24 protein-coding genes and 2 pseudogenes are annotated in these 22,715 nt (G+C 45.0%); 19 read left to right on the plus strand and 7 right to left on the minus strand.

Annotated elements, in window-relative coordinates; translation table 11 throughout:
* Positions 1-26: 26 nt before the first annotated feature.
* From recD2 to rnhC, 3 genes are all read right to left on the minus strand, one after another.
* Positions 27-2,402, minus strand: a complete 2,376-nt coding sequence (gene recD2, locus ACZ49W_RS01450) for an SF1B family DNA helicase RecD2 (protein ID WP_464813573.1) — start codon at positions 2,400-2,402, stop codon at positions 27-29.
* A gap of 72 nt (positions 2,403-2,474) precedes the next feature.
* Positions 2,475-3,068, minus strand: coding sequence for a signal peptidase I (gene lepB, locus ACZ49W_RS01455; RefSeq protein WP_464813574.1), 594 nt, complete (start codon positions 3,066-3,068; stop codon positions 2,475-2,477).
* A gap of 21 nt (positions 3,069-3,089) precedes the next feature.
* Positions 3,090-3,986, minus strand: coding sequence for a ribonuclease HIII (gene rnhC / locus ACZ49W_RS01460; RefSeq protein WP_464813575.1), 897 nt, complete (start codon positions 3,984-3,986; stop codon positions 3,090-3,092).
* A 108-nt stretch (positions 3,987-4,094) separates the two neighbouring features.
* Here rnhC and ACZ49W_RS01465 point away from each other — a divergent pair, with 108 nt between their 5' ends.
* The 9 genes from ACZ49W_RS01465 to ACZ49W_RS01505 all read left to right on the plus strand — a co-directional run bounded on the left by ACZ49W_RS01465 (position 4,095) and on the right by ACZ49W_RS01505 (position 11,642).
* Positions 4,095-4,454, plus strand: a complete 360-nt coding sequence (locus tag ACZ49W_RS01465; RefSeq protein WP_464813576.1) for a hypothetical protein — start codon at positions 4,095-4,097, stop codon at positions 4,452-4,454.
* Positions 4,444-4,986: a CvpA family protein gene (locus ACZ49W_RS01470; protein ID WP_464813577.1), complete on the plus strand. Its 543-nt coding sequence runs from the start codon at positions 4,444-4,446 to the stop codon at positions 4,984-4,986. The genes ACZ49W_RS01465 and ACZ49W_RS01470 overlap by 11 nt, the downstream gene beginning before the upstream one ends.
* A gap of 349 nt (positions 4,987-5,335) precedes the next feature.
* Positions 5,336-6,307, plus strand: a complete 972-nt coding sequence (locus ACZ49W_RS01475) for an MFS transporter (RefSeq protein WP_464813578.1) — start codon at positions 5,336-5,338, stop codon at positions 6,305-6,307.
* A gap of 76 nt (positions 6,308-6,383) precedes the next feature.
* Positions 6,384-8,720 carry an endonuclease MutS2 gene (locus ACZ49W_RS01480; protein WP_464813579.1) on the plus strand — a complete coding sequence of 779 codons (2,337 nt, stop codon included), beginning with the start codon at positions 6,384-6,386 and terminating at the stop codon, positions 8,718-8,720.
* 42 nt (positions 8,721-8,762) lie between these two features.
* Complete coding sequence (locus ACZ49W_RS01485; RefSeq protein WP_464813580.1) at positions 8,763-9,068, plus strand: Crp/Fnr family transcriptional regulator; 306 nt, start codon at positions 8,763-8,765, stop codon at positions 9,066-9,068.
* Between the two features lie 75 nt (positions 9,069-9,143).
* Positions 9,144-9,290: a cyclic nucleotide-binding domain-containing protein gene (locus tag ACZ49W_RS01490; protein ID WP_464813581.1), complete on the plus strand. Its 147-nt coding sequence runs from the start codon at positions 9,144-9,146 to the stop codon at positions 9,288-9,290.
* Positions 9,291-9,425: 135 nt separating this feature from the next.
* Positions 9,426-9,968, plus strand: coding sequence for an NAD(P)H-dependent oxidoreductase (locus tag ACZ49W_RS01495; RefSeq protein ID WP_464813582.1), 543 nt, complete (start codon positions 9,426-9,428; stop codon positions 9,966-9,968).
* Positions 9,969-10,035: 67 nt separating this feature from the next.
* Positions 10,036-10,353: a thioredoxin gene (gene trxA / locus ACZ49W_RS01500; RefSeq protein WP_464813583.1), complete on the plus strand. Its 318-nt coding sequence runs from the start codon at positions 10,036-10,038 to the stop codon at positions 10,351-10,353.
* A 134-nt stretch (positions 10,354-10,487) separates the two neighbouring features.
* A complete protein-coding gene (locus ACZ49W_RS01505; RefSeq protein WP_464813584.1) occupies positions 10,488-11,642 on the plus strand; it encodes an MFS transporter in 1,155 nt (384 codons plus the stop codon).
* An 86-nt stretch (positions 11,643-11,728) separates the two neighbouring features.
* Here ACZ49W_RS01505 and ACZ49W_RS01510 read toward each other — a convergent pair whose 3' ends face one another.
* The 4 genes from ACZ49W_RS01510 to mutY all read right to left on the minus strand — a co-directional run bounded on the left by ACZ49W_RS01510 (position 11,729) and on the right by mutY (position 15,755).
* The gene (locus tag ACZ49W_RS01510; RefSeq protein ID WP_464813585.1) at positions 11,729-12,895 is read right to left on the minus strand and encodes an ATP-grasp domain-containing protein; all 1,167 of its coding nucleotides are present in this window, start codon (positions 12,893-12,895) and stop codon (positions 11,729-11,731) included.
* 14 nt (positions 12,896-12,909) lie between these two features.
* Positions 12,910-13,650 (minus strand): esterase family protein, encoded by a 741-nt coding sequence (locus ACZ49W_RS01515; RefSeq protein ID WP_464813586.1) that lies wholly within the window; start codon positions 13,648-13,650, stop codon positions 12,910-12,912.
* An 11-nt stretch (positions 13,651-13,661) separates the two neighbouring features.
* Positions 13,662-14,483, minus strand: a complete 822-nt coding sequence (locus ACZ49W_RS01520) for an alpha/beta hydrolase (RefSeq protein WP_464813587.1) — start codon at positions 14,481-14,483, stop codon at positions 13,662-13,664.
* An 87-nt stretch (positions 14,484-14,570) separates the two neighbouring features.
* Positions 14,571-15,755, minus strand: a complete 1,185-nt coding sequence (mutY, locus tag ACZ49W_RS01525; protein ID WP_464813588.1) for an A/G-specific adenine glycosylase — start codon at positions 15,753-15,755, stop codon at positions 14,571-14,573.
* A 138-nt stretch (positions 15,756-15,893) separates the two neighbouring features.
* On the opposite strand from mutY, the gene rpsF reads away from it, so the two are divergent.
* From rpsF to rbfA, 10 genes and pseudogenes are all read left to right on the plus strand, one after another.
* The gene (gene rpsF, locus ACZ49W_RS01530; protein ID WP_464813589.1) at positions 15,894-16,184 is read left to right on the plus strand and encodes a 30S ribosomal protein S6; all 291 of its coding nucleotides are present in this window, start codon (positions 15,894-15,896) and stop codon (positions 16,182-16,184) included.
* Positions 16,185-16,196: 12 nt separating this feature from the next.
* Complete coding sequence (locus ACZ49W_RS01535) at positions 16,197-16,682, plus strand: single-stranded DNA-binding protein (protein ID WP_464813590.1); 486 nt, start codon at positions 16,197-16,199, stop codon at positions 16,680-16,682.
* A 31-nt stretch (positions 16,683-16,713) separates the two neighbouring features.
* On the plus strand, positions 16,714-16,953 hold the full coding sequence (gene rpsR, locus ACZ49W_RS01540) for a 30S ribosomal protein S18 (RefSeq protein ID WP_464813591.1): 240 nt from the start codon (positions 16,714-16,716) through the stop codon (positions 16,951-16,953).
* 169 nt (positions 16,954-17,122) lie between these two features.
* On the plus strand, positions 17,123-17,617 hold the full coding sequence (gene rimP / locus ACZ49W_RS01545) for a ribosome maturation factor RimP (RefSeq protein WP_464814939.1): 495 nt from the start codon (positions 17,123-17,125) through the stop codon (positions 17,615-17,617).
* A 29-nt stretch (positions 17,618-17,646) separates the two neighbouring features.
* A complete protein-coding gene (gene nusA, locus ACZ49W_RS01550; RefSeq protein ID WP_464813592.1) occupies positions 17,647-18,825 on the plus strand; it encodes a transcription termination factor NusA in 1,179 nt (392 codons plus the stop codon).
* Between the two features lie 14 nt (positions 18,826-18,839).
* Entirely contained in the window at positions 18,840-19,136 is a 297-nt protein-coding gene (gene rnpM / locus ACZ49W_RS01555) for an RNase P modulator RnpM (RefSeq protein WP_464813593.1), read from the plus strand.
* Complete coding sequence (locus ACZ49W_RS01560) at positions 19,129-19,431, plus strand: YlxQ-related RNA-binding protein (protein WP_464813594.1); 303 nt, start codon at positions 19,129-19,131, stop codon at positions 19,429-19,431. Before rnpM ends, ACZ49W_RS01560 begins: the two co-directional genes overlap by 8 nt.
* Before the next feature lie 18 nt (positions 19,432-19,449).
* Positions 19,450-19,597: pseudogene (locus ACZ49W_RS01565) on the plus strand (translation initiation factor IF-2 N-terminal domain-containing protein); the annotation flags it as partial.
* A gap of 122 nt (positions 19,598-19,719) precedes the next feature.
* A pseudogene (infB, locus tag ACZ49W_RS01570) lies at positions 19,720-22,179 on the plus strand (translation initiation factor IF-2); the annotation flags it as partial.
* Positions 22,180-22,241: 62 nt separating this feature from the next.
* The gene (rbfA, locus tag ACZ49W_RS01575; RefSeq protein WP_464813595.1) at positions 22,242-22,595 is read left to right on the plus strand and encodes a 30S ribosome-binding factor RbfA; all 354 of its coding nucleotides are present in this window, start codon (positions 22,242-22,244) and stop codon (positions 22,593-22,595) included.
* The last annotated feature ends 120 nt before the right edge of the window (positions 22,596-22,715 follow it).

The raw sequence follows: 22,715 nt of genomic DNA on the forward strand, positions 1-22,715 counted from the left end.
ATTATAACACAAAAGAAAACGCTTGCCTAGAGATTGAAAAAGTTTTTTAAATCTGCTTGGCTAAGACCAATCATCGGGTCAATCTGTTTCCAGTTGTCCTTGGTTAGGCGGTAGAGAGGAGGGGTATCGTTTTTTTGTTCCAAAAGGTTTTCCACAGCTTGTGGAGAACTTTCTGGTAAAGCAGGTGTTTCGTCCTCTTCTAAGAAGCGTTCTTTGAGGTAGGTACGACGCTCTGTCCCTAGATGTTTGACTGCATAGTCAAAGGCGGCGTAGTCTCCTAGCATAACCAGTTTACTTTTAGCGCGTGTGATGGCGGTGTAGAGTAGGTTTCTACGTAGCATGCGTAGGTGTTGCCTGGTCATGGCGAGGATGACCACGGGAAATTCACTCCCTTGGGATTTGTGGATACTCATGGCATAGGCAAGGGTCAGTTTCTGCCATTCATTTCGAGGGTAGAGTAGCTCTGCTCCATCAAAATCAAGACGCAGTTCGTCTTGTTTGCTGTCGCTGTATTTGGCTGGAATCAGCTCGGTGATAAAGCCCATATCTCCGTTAAAGACATTGTTTTCAGCGTCATTGACCAAGTGGAGTACCTTGTCCCCTTCTCGGAAGGCTAGGTCGTTAAAGGCAAAGCTAAGCTGGTCTTTTTGGGGATTGAGCAGGTCTTGGAGGACTTGGTTGAGCTTGATGATGCCAGCCATTCCCTTATACATGGGAGCGAGGATTTGGATGTCCTGTTCCTTGATGCCATTTCTTAGGGCAGCTTGGACGATGGTTTCGATCATCTGCGGGATATACTCAGCGCTGGCTTCAAAGTAAGAGCGGTCTGCCTTTTTCTGGGTGAAGTCCTCTGGCAGCCTTCCAGTCTGTAAGCTACTGGCTAAGGTCACGATGGTGGAGTCTTCTGATTGGCGAAAGATTTTGGTTAAACGCTGTTGCGGTAAAAATGGCAGGGCAAGGAGGTCAGCTAGGACCTGACCTGGACCGACCGAAGGCAACTGGTCGCTATCGCCGACGATGATGACTTGAGTGGTTGAGGATATGGCTGAAAAGAGCTGATTGGCTAACCAAGTATCGACCATAGAAAATTCATCGACAATGATGAGATCAGCATCTAGATAATCCGCTAGGCTGTGATGGTCGGCATGATCTGTGGATAAGCCCAAGTGCCTGTGGAGAGTGGCGCTCTCTAGCTGGGTCAATTCGTTCATTCGCCTTGCTGCCCGACCAGTCGGCGCTGCTAGAAGGATAGGCAAATCTTTTTTCTTGAGGTCTAGGTGATGTAGCTTGGCGTAAGTTTTGAGAATGCCGTTGATGACAGTGGTTTTCCCTGTCCCAGGTCCTCCTGTGAGGAGAAACACCTTGCTTGTTAGGGCAGTTTTGATGGCTTCTTTTTGGATAGTATCATAGCTGAGCTGGAGTTCGCTTTCGACCTCTGCTATCAATTGGTCCAGTTTGTCCTTGGTTTTGGGGAGATTGGTTTTCTCTTTTAGGAGACGCTGGATATGCTTATGGATACCATTTTCAGCGGCATTGAGGCTAGCCTCAAAGATCTTGGTCCCAATAGCATGAATGCTACCATCTGAGATGAGCTGGGTCAGGCTATCTGCGACCATGACAGGGTCAAGCTCCATGGGACGGCTATTTTCAAGCAAGATAATGCTTGCTTCGAGCAGTTCCTTGGCTTCTAAGTAGGTGTCCCCTGTTTCAAAGCAGGCTTCTCGAAGAGCATGGACCAACCCTGCTCGAAAGCGCTCTGGTGCATCGTGGGCGATACCGAGCTGCTCGGCGAGTTGATCGGCTGTTTTAAAGCCGATATGACGGATATCCTCGACCAAGCGATAGGGATTTTCGGTGACGATATCCAAGCTCTGTTCCTTGTAGGTGTCAAAGATAGATAAAGCAGCCCGCTGGCTGATACCGTATTCGGCGAGTTTGGAGAGGATTTGCTCGGTGCCGTAGTTGAGCTTGAGCTTGGCGAGAAATTGTTCCCGATTGACCTTAGACAAGCCAGAAATCTCCATGAGGCGTTCTGGGTGGGCGAGGATTTGGTCAATGGTGTGTTCACTATCGTAGAGGGCGATGATTTTTTCAGCTGTTTTTTTCCCAATGCCCTTAAACTGATCGCTGGAAAAATAGCGCACCAAGCCAGAAAATGTCGGTTTGCTACGTTCATAGCGGCTGACTTGGAGTTGCTCTCCGTATTTGGGATGGGTGGTTAACTCTCCCCAAAAGGTATAATCTTCTCCCTCGATGATGTCTGCCATCGCCCCTGTGATGATGATGCCTACCTCATCGTAGTCGCTATCGGTGTCCTCAATATCCAGCAAAATAATCTTAAAAAAATTACTAGGGTTTTCAAAAATGACGCGTTCAACCGTCCCAGAAAAATAAACAGTCATAATGATTTTCCTTGTTGATATGAAAGAAGAGTCTGGGAGAAGCCCCAAGACTCTAGGTAGTGTGATGTGATCTTATGGGTTGGGGTTGCCTAGGCGAGAAAATGGCCAGAAACGAAATTTCGCTTCCCCAACGATGTCTGCCTTTTTAAAGGAGCCAACAGCCCTGCTGTCTTTTGAGACGATACGGTCATCTCCGAGCAAGAGATACTCGCCTTTTGGCACTTGGATAGTGAATTTGGCTTCGCCGTTTTTATCCGTGGTAAAGGCGGAAGACTGATCGGCTAATTTTTGGAAGAAAGAGTTGTAGGCGTAGGTGCTTTGGAGCTTATCATCTTGGAATTTTTGGATATAGTCTTTGAGATAAGGCTCATTCGTTTCTTTACCGTTGATGAAGAGGACATCATTGTCATAAGAGATGGTATCTCCTGGCATACCGATGACCCGCTTGACGATGAGTTTTTCTCCCTCTTTTGCGACCACGATGTCAAAGCGGTTAATAGGAGCCACCTTGACGATAAAGAGCCCCTCGCCATTTTGAAGGGTCGGATCCATAGAGTGACCGTCCACCGATACATTTGACCAGACAAAGAGACGAGATAGGAGGATGGCTGCCATGACGATAATGAAGGCGCCCCATTCTTTAAAAAATGCTTTAAACGATGACATAAATGTATCCTTTCTAAAATCTTAGTGTTTCGCTAGTTTTACGGCTTTTTTGGTGTTGGCAAAGTGAAGTTTAGCGACCTGCTCTAATCCTTCCATGCCCCATTTTTTGAGGATTTGACTAGCGACCCTATCAGAAAGCTGCCCTGCTCCACTAGGAAGCTCATAGCCGATTTGTTTCCCTAGCTGATGGAGATTTTCCAAAAAGAGGGCGCGTGCGATAATAGAACTCACAGCAACGGCTAGATACTTGCCTTCGGCTTTTTCTTCGAGAGTCAGGTTTTCCCTAACGGGATAGCGCTCATTTTTAAGGTAAGAGAGGTAGTTGCGCTCGCTTGTAAAAGCATCGATGACAATCTTTTGCGCCTGATAGCCGTCCTCTTGGAGCAGATGGATGGCTTGGTTGTGGAGCGCCACCTTGACAGAGACGGCATTGTAGTCCTTGTCTGGCCCCACAAGACTGTTGTATTTCTTAGGTGCAAGAAGAAGCGCCTTGTGAGGGATTTGCTCTCTTAAAAGAGGAGCTAGATGTAGGATTTTCTGATCGGTTAAAACCTTGGAATCCGCAATACCTAGCTGCCTGAGCCTAGCGTGGTCAGCTGGTGTGACAAAACTCGCCACAACCGCAACACCACCAAAGTAAGAGCCGTTTCCCACCTCGTCGGTTCCAATGAGAGGGAGGTCTTGACCAGCAGAGGTCTTTAGGCTGGTTGTTGGCTGGTAGCCAAACTGTTTGGCCAGCTTTTCAGCTTGATTGCCCTGAAAGACAATCTTACCGCTGCTATAAACCTGCACCATGACGCCCATATATTTAGCAGCAAAGGTGACATAAGAATGCTTGGAAGGAATCTGGTAAGGGGCAAGCTTGTGTTCGATAGCTTGGGTCTTTCCTTCTCCTTTTTTCATGACAATGGTACTCATACCCTTTATTATAGCAAAAAAACCAAGAAAATCCATCCACCATCTTGTCTGTGATCTAAATTTCTTGGAGAATATGATATAATGAAAGGAAGTGAGGTAAGAATTAAGATGAATAATAATCGATATAAATTTCAATTTGGTGAGAGAAAACTCATTCTCACCACCCACCATGACAATCTCTTTATGGAGGAAGTCGAACGTTTGGCAAAGGAAAAGTATGACGATTTAAAGGCTTTTATGCCTAATGCAGACGATGAGACCTTGGCGATTTCGCTTGCCATCAATTCGCTGTCCACTCAGCTCAGCCGTGAAAAGGCACTAGCTAAAAAGGGCATCGTCCCTGAGCGGTTGGACCGTGATGTGGCTGCGTCTTCAAAAGAGAATGAAAAAGAAGGAACACAAGCCCCATCAAAGGAAAAAAAAGACAAGGCTAAAAACACGCTAGAGGAGCCGTCTCATGCTGATTAGTCTGGTTATCCTTGTCATTTGGTTGTGGAGTTTTTACTTGGGCTATCGGCGTGGCATCCTGCTACAAGGCTACTATGCGCTTATGAGTGTGGTCTCTTTAGTGGTGGCGAGTTTCTTTTATAAACCGCTTGCAGAGATTTTGACCCTTTGGGTGCCTTATGCCAGTCCTAGTCAAGATGCTAAGGTCTATTTTTTCCAGTCGGTGGATTTGTTTAGTCTGAGCCATGTCTTTTACTCGGGAGTTGCCTTTTGGGGCATTTATCAGGTGGCCTTGCGTCTTTTTCAAGCTCTAACCTTTTTTGTTCCCCCTCTATCTAGTGAACGCTTTAGCGAGCGCCCTTATCAGATCGCGTCTGGCTTTTTGGCGGTCTTTGTCACGAGTGTCAATCTTAGTCTTTTGGCTACGATTTTAGCGACCGTCCCGCTTGAGGCGGTGCAGTCTCGGTTAGTGGGAAGCCCTTTGCTGCGTTTTCTCATTGATTATTTTTTCCCCATCTCAAGCTGGATTAAGGCCTTGTGGATGAGTCATTAATCAAGGAAGGCATTTACTGGTGTATTTTAGGATCTCCGTTCGTATTTGAGGTGAATATGAGAAAAGGCTAGGAGGATTTTGCGATGCATGTCTTTTTGAAAAATCGGGATTTTAGACAGTTATTAACCGCTCAAAGTCTCTCTAACTTAGGGGATGTCGTGTTTTATCTGGCCTTGATTAATGCGGTTTCCAAATATGGGTTCGCTGCCAGAGCTATTTTTTCATCACCTTATCTGAAACACTTCCCCAAATTTTGGGTATCTTTTTAGGAAATTTAGCTGATTTTCAAAGTCGTCGGACCAAAAAGTATTTGCTGATCACCTTGATCAAAGGTTTGATTTATGGGATCGTGACACTTTTATTATCTGGTTTCCCATTTTCCTTAACCGTAGTCATCGGAATTTGTTTGATTAATTTTTTGTCAGATACCTTGGGACGTTTTGCTGGATCTATGTTAACGCCTCTTTATCTGAAAATGGTCAAAGACGAGATGGCAGAAGCGATGGTCTTCAATCAGGCAGTGAGTGCAGTTGTACATATTGTAGGCAATTTATTAGGTGGTCTAGCTCTTGGTCTCATGAGTTTGAAGTGGTTTGCTTTTCTCAACGCTTTCACTTTTCTCCTTGCTTTTTTTGTTTTCTTCCACATGCGCTCTTCCTTACATGTCTATGAGAAAGAACTTCCACAACAGGGCAGGCTTACTGTCACTGCTTATTTGTCTCATTTGAAAGATGCCTTTAACATTTTAATAGGCTTTCAAACGCTGACCAAACTATATGTGATATTGGCATTTGGACAAACGGTTGTCGCTGTTTTGACCCCTTTAGCGACCCTACTTTTATTGAAAAGATCATTTTTAGGGTTAGAGATTGGCTACTGTATCGGTATCTTATCCGTTGTCATCTTGCTTGGCATGATTTTTGGCAACCTCTTGACCACCTTTGTGACCAAGTTTTTAAAACTCCCCCACTTGTTGATCCTCAGTCAACTGACAGTGGGTTTGATCGTCATGGGATTTTTAGAGTATCAATTTTTTTTGGTATTGATTGGAACATTGGGGAATACCTTATGTTTAGGTGTCCTGAATCCTGTTTTACAATCCGTTCTTTTTCGGAATATCCCAGAGGGTTATATCGGTTCTATTGAATCTTCTTTAACCTTTGTGATGAACATGCTACCAAGTGGCTTATCTCTCATCATTGTAGGTATCGCGAGTTCCTACGGTTTATCACCAGCGACCTTGGTACTTGGTGTCATCTTTGTCACAACACTATTTGTTTTACTCAAGATGACTAAAGACATCAATCATTTGATGTCATGAGGTCATGGGCATCAGCATTCAGAATCAAGGAAAGTCTTTCCTTGATTTTTTTAGATTGCTTGCTATAATATAGGACATGAACAACAAAATTATGGAAACCTTAGAATTTGCTAAGGTTAAAGAACACTTTCGTCCCTATTTACAAACAGGGATTGGAAAAGAAGCGCTGGACGATCTTTTTCCGATGACATCTCCAGATAAAATCTTACGAGCTTTTGCTGAAATCGCCCAGATGCAGGACATTTTTATCGAATCAGGTGGCTTTGGGATTGGCCAGCTAGACCCAGTGGATGAACCTCTAAAACGTTTGGAAGTAGCAGCCCAACTGAGTCTTGAGGAGTTGCTTTTGCTGAAACGTCTCTTGCAGCTCTCAAAAGAAATCTCTGCCTTTTATGAACAGCTAGAGAATGTCACCGTGCCAGATTTAGAGCGTCTGTTTGAACAAATCGCTGTCCTCCCAGAGCTGCAAGGGGCTTTTCAAGCGGTCAATGATGCTGGTTTTCTGGAAGACTTTGCTAGTCCAGAGCTGCTCAAGATCAGACGGCAGATGAGAGAGCATGAAAAGAACATCCGCCAGGTCTTGCAGGACATTCTCAAAAAAGAGAGCGACTATTTAGTAGAGAGCCTCATTGCCAGCCGCAATGGCAGAAGTGTCTTGCCAGTCAAGCATAGCTACCGCAACCGTATCAAAGGGGTGGTCCATGATGTGTCAAGCTCAGGGCAGACCATCTATATCGAACCGCGCAGTTTGGTGGAGCTCAATGAAACCCTTAGCCAATTGCAGGCGGAAGAACGTTATGAAATCGCCCAAATCTTGCAGGCACTGTCTGAGCATTTGCGTCCTTATACAGCTGAGTTGCGGCAGAACGCTTGGTTGATTGGTCACTTGGACTTGGTGCGGGCTAAAACACTTTATTTACTTGATAAAAAGGCTAGTCTGCCTCAACTGTCTGAGGATAAAAGTATTCGGTTATTGAGTGTGCGCCATCCTTTGCTTGAGCATCCCGTTGCCAATGATTTGCACTTTGGCAGTGACCTGACCAGTATTCTTATCACGGGGCCAAATACAGGGGGAAAGACCATCATGCTCAAGACCCTTGGTTTAACCCAGCTTATGGCACAGTCTGGTCTGCCTATTCTAGCTGATGAGGGCAGTCAAGTGGGGATTTTCACTGAGATTTTTGCAGATATTGGCGACGAGCAGTCCATTGAGCAGAGTTTATCGACTTTTTCGAGTCACATGACCCACATCGTGCGGATTTTAGAGGAAGCCGATCAAGAGAGCCTCGTCCTCTTTGACGAGCTAGGGGCTGGGACAGACCCCCAAGAGGGGGCTAGTCTTGCCATCAGTATCCTAGAACACCTGCGTTTGAGTCAGATTAAGACCATGGCGACCACCCACTATCCCGAACTCAAAGCCTATGCGATTGAGCGTCCCTTTATGGAAAATGCCAGCATGGCCTTTGATATGGAGACCTTGCGCCCGACCTATCAGTTCATGCAAGGGGTACCGGGGCGTTCCAACGCCTTTGAAATCGCAAGACGCTTGGGCTTGGCGGACTTCATCGTCCAAGAGGCGGAAAACCTGACCGACCAAGATGGGGATGTCAATAGCATCATTGCCCAACTGGAAAGCCAGACCTTAGAAAGCAGACGACGACTAGACCACATCAAGGAAGTGGAGCAGGAAAATCTCAAGTTCAACCGTGCGGTCAAAAAACTTTATAATGAATTTTCTCATGCTAAGGAAAAAGAATTGGACAAGGCAAGAGAAGAAGCCAGAAGCGTTGTGGATTTGGCCTTGGAAGAGAGCGATGCCATCTTAAAAGATCTGCATGACAAGGCCAGCCTCAAGCCCCACCAAGTCATAGAGGCTAAGAAGAGCCTTGAAAAACTAGCCCCTGCTGTGGATTTGTCCAAGAATAAGGTCCTCAAAAAAGCTAAAAAAGCCAAAGCCCCTAAGGTGGGAGATGACATCGAAGTGCTTAGTTATGGTCAGCGTGGCACTTTGACCAAGCAGTTGAAGGACGGTCGCTTTGAAGCCCAAGTCGGCCTCATCAAGATGACCCTGTCAGCCGATGAGTTCAATGTTACAAGAAGCGCTACCTCTTCTCAAGCAGCGCCCAAAAAATCAGCCCCAGTCACTAAGAAAGTCAACCGCAGCCAAGGACCTAGAGCAAGACTAGATCTAAGAGGCAAGCGCTACGAAGAAGCAATGGCAGAGCTGGATAGCTTTATCGACCAAGCCCTGCTCAACAACATGGCGCAGGTGGACATCATCCACGGAATCGGAACAGGGGTCATCCGAGAGGGTGTGACCAAGTATCTCAGACGTAACCGCCATGTTAAAAGTTTTGCCTATGCCCCGCAAAATGCAGGAGGAAGCGGCGCCACTATTGTTACTTTTAAATAAACAAAATCAGGCGAAGTCGCCTGATTTTTAGGAGAAACTAGAATGCATGAAATGCAGGCTTTAATTCAGCACCATAGACACTTATTCAGCGAAAAGACTTTTGGGAAAAAGGAGGTGCTGCTCTTGCAAGGCGAAGTTCCAGATGCCATTTACTGGATTTTATCTGGTTACTTGAGGCTCTGGCACAATCGAGAAGGTAAGGATATCACGGTTCAGTTTTTTGGTCCCCATCAATCCGTGTCTTCCTCTGAGGGCTACTATACCCAGCAAGCGAGTGAGTATAGTATTGAGACCATCACAAAAGCAAGGGTGCTGATCATCAAGAGACACCAGTTGGAGGAGCTGTAAAAAAGAGAGCCTACTTATCAAAAAATCCTCCTAGACTTTCTGTTTAGCCGTTTTGGCGAATACACCAAACTCTTTTTGTCACGCATTAGCGAAACCCCAGAAGAACGCTACCAAGCGCTTTTAAGAGAGCATCCCACTTGGTTGGAGGCGATTCCGCATCATTATCTAGCTTCTTATCTAGGTATGACACCCGTGTCCTTTAGCCGAATTAGGCAGCGTTAAAAAAAATGACACTTTCTTAACACATGTTAATGAGAAGCGTCCCAGAAAAGCGTATAATGATCCTCAATCTAGTAAGAAATGAGGAAAAACAATGAAAACCGTAATCGTTTATAACCATCCCTATGAAGGCAGTTTTTGCCATGCTATTTAGAAACAGCCAGAAGCAGTGCCAAGGCGAGTGGACAGGCAGTTGATGTCATTGACCTAGACAGGGATGGCTTCAACCCCGTTATGACCAAGGAGGACTTGCTGGGCTTTGTCAAGCACACACAAGTGGACGATCAGGCGCGTGACTACACCAAGAGGGTACAAGATGCGGATCACTTGGTCTTGATTTTTCCCATCTGGTGGGAACTGATGCCAGCTCTTATGAAGGGCTTTATCGATAAGGTGGTCTTTCCAGGTAGTTTTTACGACTACAAGAGCGATGGTTTTGGGATGAAGAGCTTGCTAAAACCAAGTCTTAAAGTCACCATCATCACCACCATGAATACGCAACGATGGCTTTATGCCACTTACTTTGGCAATGCCATTCAAAAGGCCTTGGTCAGAGGCACTTTTAAAAAAGTCGGCATCAAACAAGTCAATTGGAAGAGCTTTCACATGGTCAAAGGCTCAAAACCAGAAACCAGAGCCAAGTGGCTAAATCAAGTGGCAAGCCTCATAGAGAAAGCGTAGCAAATATTTTGCAAACCACCTTGTTTGCGGTACAATAAAGTCATCATAATATAAAGGAGAATCTCTCATGGTAAAAGCAGTGACAGATGCAACATTCGAAGAAGAAACCAAAGAAGGACTTGTCCTCGTTGACTTTTGGGCAACTTGGTGCGGCCCATGTCTTATGCAAGCCCCTATCCTTGATCAATTAGCAGAAGAATACAGTGAAGATGAACTCAAAATCGTCAAACTAGATGTCGATCAAAACCAAGAAACCGCCATCAAATTTGGCATCATGTCTATCCCAACCCTCCTCTTTAAAAAGAACGGAGAAGTGGTTAAACAAGTGGCAGGTGTTCACACCAAAGAACAACTTCGCCAAATCATCACTGAATTAAGTGCTTAATCAGATAAACCAGCTCGCCTCAAGGTGGGCTGGTTTTATTTTGAAAGAAGTTTTCAGAAAAGATAATTGTCAAATGCTCTTTGGTGCTATATAATAGAAACTGGTTTTTGATTAAAATTGTTAAGGAGATACTCATGAAACAAAACCGCTTGTTGAAATGGTCTTTGCTGTCCATTTCCATCTTTCTCATGTCGCATTTAGCGATCGCTCCTGCTATTCCAAAGCTCTATGCCCTTTATCACGGTGCTAATCCTAAGATTGGCCTTGCTTCGGTGGAGAGCTTGGTGACAGCACCTACCATCATGATTACCATTGTGGTCTTGGTGAGCAACATTGTCGTCGGCCTAATCGGAAAGAAAAAGACTGTTCTGTTAGGCTTGCTCTTGATTACTGTTTTTGGTGCCTTGCCTTTATTCACCCAAAATTTTCGTTTGGTGATGATTTCTAGACTTTTGCTTGGTGCTGGAATTGGGCTTTACAATCCTTTGTCGGTCAGTCTTGTCAGTGATTTTTACGAGGGAGAAGAGCGTAATAGCATGATTGGGATGCGGACTGCCTTTCTCAATATCGGAAAAGCTCTGACTACCTTCCTTTGTGGCTATGCCCTCTTGTTTGATGTCAAGTATATCTTCTTGGTTTACCTCTTGGGGCTTCCGGTTCTTTTGGCTTTTTACTTCAATGTGCCTGAAAGCACCAAAGAAAAACCTCGGATGAAGGAGTCTGTAGTCTTTAACTGGCGCGTGCTCTACTTGCTTGTGCTCACGTTCTTTGTCGGGGTGAGCTATATCGGAGCAACGGTCAAGATTCCGACCCTACTTGTCACTCGTTATGGTCTTGCGACCAGCTCGTCTAGCAGCCTCTTGACTCTCCTAGCGGTGAGTGGTATTGTGATTGGTTTTGCCTTTGGTCCTTTGCTCAAACGCTTGGGTGATAAGACGCTCTTGGTCTTCCTAGCTAGTATGGCGCTTGGCAATCTCATCTTTACCCTTCCGGTCAACTGGCCCCTCTTTATCCTAGGAGCTATCCTTATCGGAATGAGCTTTGTCGGCACCATGTCTTACAATTTCTATTATGTAGCCAAACACTTTAGCAAAGATCAAAACAACTTTGTGATCAGCCTTGTTTTGACAGGGGGCAATATCGGTGCAGCCCTCACTCCAGTTCTTCTCACCAAGTTACTGGAAAAGCATGGTCTGGATGTTGCGGTGACACCATTTTATATCACTGGTTTTATCATGGTTGCCGCTTTTGTTCTCAGCTATTTTGTGCTAAATACTCATAAAAAATAAATGTAAGGAACACCTTCTATGCCTAGCAAAAGAAGGTGTTTTTGGTAGAGAAAAAATCGCTAGTCTTTGTAACTAGCGATTGTCTTTTAGTCCGCTTTTTCTTCAAATTCCGCTCGCATGTTTAAAATAGTGGCTTCGTCATCAGCATTTAGGATATAAAAACTATCTCCCTGCAAAGCCGCAAAGGCTTCAGGCATACGAAGGGCTGCTTTGAGATTGTCCCGGTAGCGTTCAAGAAGCTCTGCCTCACTATAACGGTAGTGGTGGCGATCTCTTCTGGTCATGGCAAGAGCGTACTGGGAAGGGTAAGGTGAAGGGGTAAAGCCCTTTCCTGAGACAAGTGCCGCATATTCTTTAAAGAGATCAATGGAGTGGGCAAAGTTATACACATCAAGGGCAAAAGCGCCTCCTGGACGGTTATTGTACTCAATAGCGATATAATCGTCTCCTTCTTTGAAAAACTCAATGTGAAAGAAACGTTCTTTCATCCCAAAAGCCTTGATAATAGCTTCTCCGTAAGCTTTTAGCTTAGGTGGGAGTTCTTTAAAAATGTAGTAGGAGAAGTCTGAACCGCTGGTCAAGGTTTCCATTGGTGGCTCTGCGTATTGCAAAGAGGTAGAAAAGACCACTTTTCCTTCTTGATCGATCAAACCATCAAAGGTGCAGACTTCTTTAGAAGATACAAACTGTTCAAAGAAGTAAGGGTTCCCCTCATCCCAGTTGGCCTTAAAGTTAGCCACATCGTCCTTGTCTTTTAGGGCATAGGTTGCACTGGCTCCCACGCCATTATCGGGTTTTGCGATGAGAGGAAGTCCAAGCTTTGCGACAGCTAGGTTAATGTCGGCTTTTTTATTGACCACTTGCCCTGGAACAACAGGAACACCTGCTTGGATAAAGTAGTCTTTCATCTGCGATTTGAACTTGGTTTTTTCTAAGTCACTTGGTTTAGGACCAAAAACGTTGAATTGTTCACGGAGCTTTGCGTCGTTTTCCAGCCAGTATTCGTTGTGGGATTCGATGCGATCAATCGGCCCATGCTTATAAAAGAGAAAGGCGACCGCACGTTTGACCTCATCCAGATTTTCCAAGTCATCCACTCTAAAGTATTCGGTCAGAGCCTCTTTTAAAGGCTGATCGAGCTGTTCATAAGGTTCCTGACCGATCCCAAGAACAGTGATCCCTTGTTTACTGAGTTCGATGGAAAAGCGTTGAAAATTTTGTGGGTAATAAGGGGAAATAACAAGATAATTCATGGGAAATGCTCCTTTCATCCCAGTAAGTGTTGGAGGAAGTAAGGCATTTGTTTTTGCCACCAAGGCCAGTCATGTGCTACGTCCTCACCCCAGATATCAAACCAAGCTGGAATTTGTTTGTCTGTGAAAGCCTCTTTCAAGTTGTAAAAAGAAGGCAAACCGTCGTGTTCCCAAGGTCCTAATCCTGTGCAGACCACGATATCGGCTTTGCGGTAGCGGTCGATAAACCAAGGGTCGTTTTGATTCCAGATGTAGTCACTAGGAGAGTTTTGATAAATGATGGGATCACCCGCGTAATCACCGACAAAGAACCTAGCATCATAGACCCCACTAAGGGCGATAACCTTGGTAAAGACATCGGGATGCTGGAGGAAGAAGTTGAGCGCATGATACGCCCCCATGCTGCACCCTGTTGCCATCATACCACCTTGCCAATTGGTGTGGTGTTTGATAAAAGGAACCACTTCATCAATGACATAGTGTTCATAAGCGGTGTGAGCGAGGGCACGGTCGTGAGGAGATTTCCAGTCGCACAACCAACTTTCTTGGTCCATACTAGATAGGGTGAAAAATTGGACCTGTCCATTTTCAATAAAACTGCGACAGGCTTCAATCATCCCAAAATCAGCATATTCGTTGAGACTGCCTCCTGAAGAGGGAAAAACAAGGATAGGAAGTCCAGCTTGACCGTAATGGTTGAAGGACATATCTCGCTCTAAAATAGGACTAAACCAGCTAAATTGTTGACTATACATAGGCATCTCCTTTACCAATATTCACTTAAAAAACGTAAACAATCGACCAAATGATGAGACCAAGCCTGCTCATTATGGAGAGCATCGGCTGTAATGGTGATCTGGATTTGTTCGATTGGCACTCCTTTTTGAAGGAGCGTCTGATAGTAGGACAGGGAACTATCAATATAAGCCTGCTTGATGTTTTGAGCAGTTAGGGCTTGGTCACTTTCATCGGCTTCATTGGTGCCGACATAGATAAAAATCCGCTGATCCTTTTCTTTTAATTCTCGATTTAAAAAACGATCAAAACTCTCTTGATGGAGCCAGTTGGCAGAAGAAAAAATACCCAGCCCACCAATCTGATCTTGATAAGCAATGCCCATAAACTGGCTGATATTTGCTCCTAGAGAACTCCCGATCATGGCGGTGTGTTTTTTATCTGGCTTGGTGCGATAATGTTGGTCAATAAAAGGTTTGACCACTTCCATGACAAATTCGGCATAGACGCTGCCTAGTCCGCCAAACTGGACACCAGGGATGGTTTGGCCGTATTTCCAAGCAGCGTATTCATCCATACGTTTATTACCATCATTGTCAATAGCCACGATAATCATCTTGGCTAGATCAGGATGACGCTTGATGGCTGGAATCATCTTCCAAGAATGACCGCTAAAGGACTCCTTGCTGTAAAAGACATTTTGTCCATCATGTAGGTAAACGACAGGATAGGAGAGGTCTAGGTCTTCTTGGTAATGCTTGGGCAAGAGTACACGCACGCGTCTAGGCTCGCCAGTATAGGGGACGGTGAGCTCATGCGTTTTCATATCGAGATAAAAATAAGGGTTTTTCATTTGGAAAACTCCGCAATCTTTGGTATTTTCTAACTATTATAACACAATGCTTAAAAGTTGCAAGACAAAGTGTACGAAAAAACAGCCCTATTCAGACTGCTTGGATTCTTTGACAGTGTGCCACATTTTTTTCTGTGGTGTGGCAAAAGGATAGCTGGAAAAGTCTTTGGGAGAGACCCATTTTAAGGAGGGTGTTTCGGTTAGCTCTTTTTTTTCTATGTTTCCCTTGATTAACTCTACCTGCCATTTTTGATGGCTGAAGGTATGCTGGACCTTGGCAAAGGTCCTATCCTCCTCCCAGTCGGGTAAGAGGTCATAACGAGCTTGAAACAGCTCCTTGGCTGAGGATAGGGGCAGTTCTGTTTGTGAGGGTTCTTCCAATAAAGAGAGTTGTTCGGCTTGGACTTGAGTTTCGATCAAAGGAAAACTCCAAAAACCAGAGAGAAGTCCACTTTCTTCATTTTTTTCCAGCAGATACTCTCCTTTTTCATTTTCGATGACAAAGGCTTGAAAAAAGAGGGGCTTTGGCTTTTTCTTTGGCGCTTTGATAGGGTATTTATCCATGGTGCCATTGAGGTAAGCGGCACTAAAAAACCTCACAGGACTTTCCTCAGGACGCGGATTCTTGGGTCCTTCAATATCGGTGCCCAAGTCCATCAAGGCTTGGTTAAAATCACCGGGGCGCTCTGGGTCAATGAGTTCTTCCATGATGGCTTGAAAGATTTTACGATGTTGCGGCAGACCAATGTCATAATCCACCTCAAACAAGCGAGCCATGACCCGCATGACATTGCCATCCACCGCTGGCTCGGGCAAATCAAAGGCGATACTAGCAATCGCACCAGCCGTGTAGGGACCGATACCTTTTAGAGATAAAATCTCCGTATAAGTACGGGGGAAATGCCCACCAAACTCGGTCATCACCTGCTGGGCAGCCGCCTGCATGTTTCGGACGCGCGAGTAGTAGCCTAAGCCCTCCCAAGCCTTGAGGAGTTTTTCTTCATCTGCTTTAGCCAAATCTTCAATAGTGGGAAACCACTCGAGAAAGCGTTCATAGTAGGGGATGACAGTGATAACTTGGGTTTGCTGTAACATAATCTCAGACACCCAGATGTGATAGGGATTTTTGCTCCTACGCCAAGGGAGGTCACGTTTTTGCTTGTCATACCAAGCTAATAGGGTCTTACGAAAAGAGCGAATCTTGTCCTCGTCCCACATCTCAATGCCGTAATCTGCTAGGTTGAGCTTCTTTTTTGTACTTTTGTTGGTCATGCTAATTATTATAGCACAAATTAAGGTGAATTTTTACTTGTCATTTTTTAAAAAGCATGATAGAATAGTAAATTGTGAGACCACCTCACTTACTCGCGGTAGAAGCCGTGAGTCACTAGACCAAAAGGAGGAAAAACAATGTCTAAATACGAAATTCTTTATATCATTCGTCCAAACATTGAGGAAGAAGCAAAAAATGCTTTGGTAGCACGTTTTGACGCTATCTTGACAGACAACGGAGCAACTGTTGTTGAATCAAAAGATTGGGAAAAACGTCGTCTTGCTTATGAAATCAAAGATTTCAGAGAAGGACTTTACCACATCGTTAACGTTGAAGCAAACGATGACCAAGCGCTTAACGAGTTTGATCGTTTGTCAAAAATCAACGCTGACATTCTTCGTCACATGATTGTAAAACTTGACGCTTAAAGAAGGTAGTTTATGATAAATAATGTAGTACTTGTTGGTCGTATGACCCGCGATGCAGAACTTCGTTACACCCCGAGCAATCAGGCTGTTGCCACTTTTACCCTAGCGGTCAACCGTAATTTTAAAAATCAGGCTGGAGAAAGAGAAGCTGACTTCATCAATGTTGTTATTTGGCGTCAAGCGGCTGAAAATCTCAGCTCATGGGCAAAAAAAGGGAGCTTGATTGGGATTACAGGACGCATTCAAACGCGTCAGTATGACAATGCTCAAGGGCAGCGGGTTTATGTGACAGAAGTTGTTGCGGACAATTTCCAAATGCTGGAAAGTCGTACTACACGTGAAGGAAATGGGGCATTTGCACCAAGTGAGCCAAGTTATGGTAGCGCACCTGCTTCTGGCTTTACTTCACAACCACAAACGCCTAACTTTGGTCGAGATGAGGGTCCATTTAGCCAGTCAAGCCCAATGGACATCTCAGATGACGATTTACCATTTTAATGGTGCAATAAAAATATAAGGAGAAAAAGACATGGCTCAACAACGTCGTGGCGGATTCAAACGCCGTAAAAAAGTTGATTATATTGCAGCTAACAAGATTGAATACGTGGACTACAAAGATGTAGAATTGCTTAGCCGTTTCGTATCAGAACGTGGTAAAATCTTACCTCGTCGTGTAACAGGAACTTCTGCTAAGAACCAACGTAAAGTAACACGTGCTATCAAACGCGCTCGTGTGATGGCGCTTATGCCATTTGTAAACGAAGACTAATTCGTTTTAAACCAAGGAATCAAAGAGAAAGGACATTCGTGTGCCTTTCTTTTTTCTTTAGAGGCTAAAACTTGCTAGACTAGAAATTTTATGTTATACTAGTAACGATTAAAAGCATAGAGAAAGGAGGGAGCGATGGTATCGTTCCCTCTTGTACGTCTATGACTAAATATGGAGTAAGGGAGGGATTATTATCACAACAATTGTCGAGAAGGTCACCCAAGTGGTGGAACCAGTTATTCAAGCCCCTTTTGAATTGGTTGATGTTGAGTATGCCAAGATGGGGAGCGATTATGTCTTGAGCATTTTAGTGGACCGGGAAGGCGGAATTACTGTCGAAGAGACCGCACGTTTATCAGAGGAGATTAGCCCCTTGTTGGATGCGATCAAGCCCGATCCATTCCCAGACCAGTACATGCTAGAGGTGTCAAGTCCAGGTCTTGAGCGTCCCTTAAAGACTAAGGAAAGCCTTGAGCAGGCGGTTGGATCTTATGTCAATATTAGTCTTTATAAAGCGATTGACAAGGTTAAGATTTTCGAGGGCGATTTGCTGTCTTTTGAAGACGACATCTTGACGCTGGCTTACATGGACAAGACAAGGAAGAAAACTGTGGACATCCCCTATGATTTGGTCGCTAAAGCGCGCCTAGCTGTAAAACTTTAAGAAAGGAAAGGTCGAAAAGACCCATCATTATGAGCAGAGAAATGCTAGAAGCCTTCCGTATCTTGGAAGAAGAAAAACATATCAATAAGGAAGACATCATCGAAGCGGTTAAAGAATCACTCAAATCCGCTTATCGCAGACGCTATGGCCAAGCTGAAAGTGCCGAGATTGAATTTGATGAAAAAACGGGTGATTTTCAGGTCTATACCGTGCGTGAAGTGGTTGAAGAGGTCTTTGATAGTCGTCTTGAGATCAGCCTCAAGGATGCCCTTGCCATCAATTCCGTCTATGAATTAGGCGATCGCATCCGTTTTGAAGAATCGGTGAGCGAATTTGGTCGTGTGGCGGCCCAGTCTGCCAAGCAGACCATCATGGAGCGGATGCGCCGTCAGATGCGTGAAGTGACTTTCAATGAATATAAGGAACACGAACGTGAAATCATGACCGGAACAGTTGAGCGTTTTGATGATCGCTTTATCTACGTTAATCTTGGAACGATTGAAGCGCAGTTGTCTAAGCAAGATCAAATCCCAGGTGAGGTCTTTAAGTCTCATGACCGGATTGAAGTCTATGTCTATAAGGTAGAAAACAACCCACGTGGGGTCAATGTCTTTGTCAGCAGAAGTCATCCAGAATTTATCAAACGCTTGATGGAGCAAGAAATCCCAGAAGTCTTTGATGGCACTGTGGAAATCATGAGTGTGGCCAGAGAAGCAGGCGATCGTACCAAGGTGGCAGTACGCAGCCACAATCCTAACGTGGAAGCCATCGGAACCATTGTTGGTCGTGGTGGTGCTAATATTAAGAAAGTCATCAGCAAGTTCCATCCAAGACGCTTGGATCCAAAGACAGGTCTGTATGTGCCGGTTGAGGAAAATATCGATGTCATCCAATGGGTGGAAGACGAGGCAGAATTTATCTACAATGCCATTGCTCCAGCAGAAGTCGATCAAGTTATCTTTGATGAAAACAATAGCAAGCACGCCATTGTGGTCGTTCCAGATAACAAGCTGTCGCTTGCGATTGGCCGTCGTGGGCAAAATGTGCGTTTGGCAGCCCATTTGACTGGTTTTCGGATTGACATCAAGTCTGCTTCAGAATATGAAGCTATGGAAGAAAGCCTCTTAGCAGCACAAGAAGCTCCAGTTGAAGAGTTTGAGACGGTAGAAGTCTTAGCAGACGAGCCAGTCCTTGAAATAGCAGATTAAGGCGAGGAAAGCGCATGGCGAAAACGAGAAAAGTTCCCCTAAGAAAATCAGTGGTGTCAGGTGAAGTTTTAGATAAACGTGACCTGCTACGCATTGTCAAGACCAAGGAAGGTGACGTTTTCATCGACCCGACCGGTAAGAAAAATGGTCGTGGCGCTTACATTAAACTCGATAACGATGAAGCCCAACTGGCTAAGAAAAAGCAGGTCTTCAATAGAAGTTTTGGGATTTTAGTCCCAGAAGCCTTCTATGATGAATTGATTGCTTATGTGGATCACAAGTTAAAAAGAAGAGCGTTAGGTCTTGAATAATAAGGAACGATTATTAAGTTTGATGGGTTTAGCCCAAAGGGCAGGCAAGGTCATCTCAGGTGAGGAATTAGTGATTAAGGCCATTCAAAAACAAGAAGCCAAGATTGTTTTTCTCGCAAAAGATGCAGGCCCAAACCTGACCAAAACGATTAAGGATAAATGTCAGTATTACAATAGAGAAGTCTTTACAGTGTTTGACGCACTGGAATTAAGTACAGCCATCGGTAGGAGCAGGAAAGTGCTTGCTGTTACCGATTCTGGATTTTCAAAGAAAATGAGGACTCTTATGGATTAACGAATAGGAGGACAAGATTTGTCGAAGAAACGATTATATGAGATTGCAAAAGAGCTAGGAAAGACCAGTAAAGAAGTGGTCGATACCGCCAAGTCTCTAGGGTTAGCGGTCAAGAGTCATGCCTCCACGGTAGAAGAAGTCGATGCTAAGCGGATTGTTGACAGCTTTACAGATCACAAAGCCACTAAAGGTGAGGTAGAAAAACCCAAAGCTCAAGAAGCAAATCCTAAAGAAACGCCAATCGCAAAACCAGTGGCAGCTAAGCCGCAAGCAGCCACAAAAAGTGAAGCACTTCCTCACAAGCCAAAAAGCCGAAACTTTAAGGCAGAGCGTGAGGCGAGAGAAAAAGCTGAAAGAGAACGTCGAGAAGCTGCTAGAAATCACCGTCCAAAAGGCGAGCAAGCTAAGCCAAAACAAGTAGAACAAAAACAAGCTAAAGGCACAGCGCAGCAACAGCGGGAGAAACGTCCAGCTAATCCAGCTCAATCTCGATCAAGACGTGCTGAAGAGCCTCAAGTCGCACAAAAGCCAAGGCTAGATTTTAAAGCTAGAGCAGCTGCCATTAAGGCAGAGCAAAATGCGGCTTATTCGCGTGAAAGTGAAGCCCGCTTTAGAGAACAAGAAGCAGCTAAGCAACGTGAGAAAGAGCAGCAACAAGCTAAACGAGAAGAAAGAAAAGCTCAAGCAGCATCTGCTACTCCAGTAAAAACGGCTATCAGCAAGCAAGAAGCAACACCTAAAGCTAGCCCAGCTGCGCCAGTACAGGCTACGGATACACGCCGGAAAAAGGCTCGTCCAGAAAAGACCCGTGATTTTAATCGGGAGAACGAAGACGGACCAAAACCAACAAAAAACAAGAAAAATTGGAACAGTCAAAATCAAGTGAGAAATCAAAGAAATAGTAATTGGAACCCGAAAAAAGGGAAAAAAGGAAAAGGAGCCAAAACCAGTGCTCCAAAACCAGTGACAGAACGCAAGTTCCACGAATTGCCTAAGGAGTTTGAATACACTGAAGGCATGACTGTGGCTGAAATCGCAAAACGCATCAAGCGTGAGCCAGCTGAAATCGTCAAAAAGCTCTTTATGATGGGCGTTATGGCGACCCAAAACCAGTCGCTTGACGGTGAAACCATCGAGCTTTTGATGGTGGATTACGGGATTGAAGCAAAAGCCAAGGTCGAGGTGGATGAAGCAGACATCGAACGCTTCTTTGTGGATGAAGACTACCTCAACCCTGAAAATATGGTTGAGCGTGCGCCAGTTGTGACCATCATGGGACACGTTGACCACGGGAAAACTACCCTTCTTGATACGCTTAGAAATTCACGGGTAGCAACTGGTGAGGCTGGGGGAATTACTCAGCATATCGGTGCTTATCAGATTGAGGAAAATGGTAAGAAAATCACCTTCCTTGATACCCCAGGGCATGCGGCCTTTACGAGTATGCGGGCACGCGGGGCTTCTGTGACGGATATTACCATCTTGATCGTGGCAGCAGATGATGGGGTTATGCCTCAAACCATCGAGGCCATCAACCACTCTAAAGCAGCTGGTGTGCCGATTATTGTGGCGATCAACAAGATTGATAAGCCAGGTGCTAACCCAGAGCGAGTTATCGGTGAGTTGGCAGAACACGGGGTTATCTCAACCGCTTGGGGCGGTGATTCTGAGTTTGTGGAAATCTCAGCCAAGTTTGGTCAAAATATCGAAGAATTGCTAGAAACCGTGCTTCTTGTGGCAGAAATGGAAGAACTCAAGGCAGACCCAACGGTGCGTGCGATTGGTACGGTTATCGAGGCCAAACTCGATAAAGGAAAAGGAGCGATTGCGACCCTTTTGGTGCAACAAGGAACCCTTAACATCCAAGATCCTATTGTTGTAGGGAATACCTTTGGTCGGGTGCGTGCCATGACCAATGATTTGGGACGTCGGGTGAAACACGCTGAACCATCAACGCCAGTTTCCATCACCGGTCTAAATGAAGCACCGATGGCAGGGGATCATTTCGCTGTTTATGCCGATGAAAAAGCAGCGCGTGCAGCAGGGGAGGAACGTGCCAAACGTGCCCTTCTCAAACAGCGTCAAGTGACCCATCGTGTCAGCCTTGAAAACCTCTTTGATACCCTTAAAGCAGGAGAAACCAAGTCAGTTAACGTCATTATCAAGGCAGACGTGCAAGGATCGGTTGAGGCGCTTTCTGCTTCTCTTCTCAAGATTGATGTCGAAGGTGTTCGGGTCAATGTCGTTCACTCAGCGGTCGGAGCCATCAACGAGTCTGATATCACCCTTGCCCAAGCAAGTAATGCGGTGGTCATCGGCTTTAACGTTCGACCTACCCCACAAGCTCGCCAACAGGCAGAAGCCGATGATGTCGAGATTCGTCTTCATAGCATCATCTACAAGGTCATCGAAGAAGTCGAAGACGCCATGAAGGGTATGCTAGACCCTGAATTTGAAGAAAAAGTCATCGGGGAAGCTATCATCCGTGAGACCTTCAAGGTATCTAAGGTCGGCACCATCGGAGGCTTTATGGTGCTGAGTGGTAAGGTCACCAGAGATTCTAAGGTACGGGTTATCCGTGATGGTGTGGTCATCTATGACGGCGCTCTTGTGAGCCTTAAACACTACAAAGATGATGTCAAGGAAGTCACCAACGGACGTGAAGGTGGTCTCATGATTGAGAACTTTAATGATCTTAAAGTGGATGACACCATCGAAGCCTACATCATGGAAGAAATCAAAAAATAATCTAAAAAGAGCTACCAGTCTATTGCACTGGGCTCTTTTGGTAAGAATAAAAGGAGAAAACTATGGCAACTTCATTTCGCGCTGACCGAGTCGGCATGGAAATCAAACGGGAAGTCAACAGCATCTTGCAACTTAAAGTCAGAGACCCTCGTGTGTCTGGCGTGACCGTGACAGATGTGCAGATGACAGGGGACTTGTCCCTCGCTAAGGTTTACTACACCATCTTGAGCGACCTTGCTTCGGACAATGAAAAAGCTAGGGAGGGTCTTGAAAAAGCTAAGGGCTTGATCAAACGAGAAATCGCTAAAACCCTCACCCTCTATAAAGTTCCAGATCTGGTCTTTGTCAAAGACGAGTCCATCGCTTATGGCAATAAGATCGATGAGATGTTAAGAAACTTAGACGCGAAAAATTAAGACAGAAGAGATGACAAAAGTAGCGATACTTTGGTCATCTCTTTTTCTTTTCAAAAAAATATTTGAATATCAAAGGATTTTACAGTTAATTGCTTCCATTCCCGCTCTTTTTTGTTATAA

The organism is Streptococcus sp. STR1/CE/0325, from assembly GCF_055386095.1.

What these genes read in the sequence shown, in the direction of transcription:
- ACZ49W_RS01480 (WP_464813579.1), top strand. Translation starts at nt 6,384, where the DNA reads ATGAACAACAAAATTATGGAAACCTTAGAATTTGCTAAGGTTAAAGAA.
- lepB (WP_464813574.1), bottom strand. Translation starts at nt 3,068, where the DNA reads ATGTCATCGTTTAAAGCATTTTTTAAAGAATGGGGCGCCTTCATTATC.
- nusA (WP_464813592.1), top strand. Translation starts at nt 17,647, where the DNA reads ATGAGCAGAGAAATGCTAGAAGCCTTCCGTATCTTGGAAGAAGAAAAA.
- ACZ49W_RS01535 (WP_464813590.1), top strand. Translation starts at nt 16,197, where the DNA reads ATGATAAATAATGTAGTACTTGTTGGTCGTATGACCCGCGATGCAGAA.
- ACZ49W_RS01520 (WP_464813587.1), bottom strand. Translation starts at nt 14,483, where the DNA reads ATGAAAAACCCTTATTTTTATCTCGATATGAAAACGCATGAGCTCACC.
- recD2 (WP_464813573.1), bottom strand. Translation starts at nt 2,402, where the DNA reads ATGACTGTTTATTTTTCTGGGACGGTTGAACGCGTCATTTTTGAAAAC.
- trxA (WP_464813583.1), top strand. Translation starts at nt 10,036, where the DNA reads ATGGTAAAAGCAGTGACAGATGCAACATTCGAAGAAGAAACCAAAGAA.
- ACZ49W_RS01465 (WP_464813576.1), top strand. Translation starts at nt 4,095, where the DNA reads ATGAATAATAATCGATATAAATTTCAATTTGGTGAGAGAAAACTCATT.
- rpsR (WP_464813591.1), top strand. Translation starts at nt 16,714, where the DNA reads ATGGCTCAACAACGTCGTGGCGGATTCAAACGCCGTAAAAAAGTTGAT.
- rnhC (WP_464813575.1), bottom strand. Translation starts at nt 3,986, where the DNA reads ATGAGTACCATTGTCATGAAAAAAGGAGAAGGAAAGACCCAAGCTATC.
- ACZ49W_RS01510 (WP_464813585.1), bottom strand. Translation starts at nt 12,895, where the DNA reads ATGAATTATCTTGTTATTTCCCCTTATTACCCACAAAATTTTCAACGC.
- ACZ49W_RS01485 (WP_464813580.1), top strand. Translation starts at nt 8,763, where the DNA reads ATGCATGAAATGCAGGCTTTAATTCAGCACCATAGACACTTATTCAGC.
- ACZ49W_RS01515 (WP_464813586.1), bottom strand. Translation starts at nt 13,650, where the DNA reads ATGTATAGTCAACAATTTAGCTGGTTTAGTCCTATTTTAGAGCGAGAT.
- rbfA (WP_464813595.1), top strand. Translation starts at nt 22,242, where the DNA reads ATGGCAACTTCATTTCGCGCTGACCGAGTCGGCATGGAAATCAAACGG.
- mutY (WP_464813588.1), bottom strand. Translation starts at nt 15,755, where the DNA reads ATGACCAACAAAAGTACAAAAAAGAAGCTCAACCTAGCAGATTACGGC.
- ACZ49W_RS01470 (WP_464813577.1), top strand. Translation starts at nt 4,444, where the DNA reads ATGCTGATTAGTCTGGTTATCCTTGTCATTTGGTTGTGGAGTTTTTAC.
- rpsF (WP_464813589.1), top strand. Translation starts at nt 15,894, where the DNA reads ATGTCTAAATACGAAATTCTTTATATCATTCGTCCAAACATTGAGGAA.
- ACZ49W_RS01505 (WP_464813584.1), top strand. Translation starts at nt 10,488, where the DNA reads ATGAAACAAAACCGCTTGTTGAAATGGTCTTTGCTGTCCATTTCCATC.
- rnpM (WP_464813593.1), top strand. Translation starts at nt 18,840, where the DNA reads ATGGCGAAAACGAGAAAAGTTCCCCTAAGAAAATCAGTGGTGTCAGGT.